Annotated in this window: 1 protein-coding gene; it reads right to left on the bottom strand. The window is 69.6% G+C overall.

Annotation, left to right across the window (positions count from 1 at the left end; all coding sequences use genetic code 11):
* A partial coding sequence (locus tag AC1D15_RS35010; RefSeq protein WP_477829700.1) for an ATP cone domain-containing protein occupies positions 1–548 on the bottom strand: 548 nt, incomplete at its 3' end.
* Positions 549–849 lie beyond the last annotated feature (301 nt).

The raw sequence follows: 849 nt of genomic DNA, 5'->3' as shown, positions 1-849 counted from the left end.
GGCTTCACGTCGGCGCCCAGGTCGGCACAGGCCGATTCGATCAGCACCTGCAGGCGGGCGAAGTCGAGCGGCACGCGCTGGCCGCGGTCGATCACCATCAGCGCCGGCTCGGCGGCGGCCGCGGCCACGTGGCCCTGCTTCGAACGCTCCTGCGAACGGCGCTCGCGGTACAGCACGTAGGCACGCGCCACCTCGTGGTGGCCGCCGCGCATCAGGCCGAGTTCGACATGGTCCTGCACGTCCTCGATGTGGAAGGTGCCGCCGCCCGGGCGCGAACGCAGCAGCGCGCGCRCGACCGATTCGGTCAGCCCGTCGACCGTCTCGCGCACGCTGGCCGAGGCCGCGCCCTGCGTGCCGTGCACGGCGAGGAACGCCTTCATCAGGGCGACGGCGATCTTGTTGGGTTCGAAGGACACGACCGCGCCGTTGCGGCGGATGATCTGGTAGCCCTGGTAGGCCGACGCGGAGGCCGCGGGGCCGGTGCCGCTGCGCGGCGTGCTGCTGGTGGAGGAGGCGGCGTTGGGAGTGACGTTGCTGACTGCTTGCATGGATACCCCTTCTTGTGGTCTGTCGACGCGATACGGATTCAATGACCAGGGCTCACGCCGGACCCGCCCCACAGCGCAAAGGCTGCGGCGCGCCGCCGGCGCTGAGCCGCCGAAGACGCATGAGAAGGACCGGTGAAGAACGATGGACGAGCGCGATGGGTGAGGCTGTGGAACGGCTTGCCAACACGCGGGACCCGGGTGCCGCCCTGTCGCTGCTGCTCGTCATGACATGTCGTCGCACGTCATTGACACCGGCAGCATGGGCGGGCGCGGGCCTGAAGATGTTGGGACAAGAGAATAC

It is taken from the genome of Rhizobacter sp. P2_H2 (assembly GCF_056403375.1).
The sequence above is the reverse complement of the archived record's forward strand: the minus strand, read 5'-3'. Positions and strand labels throughout refer to the sequence as shown.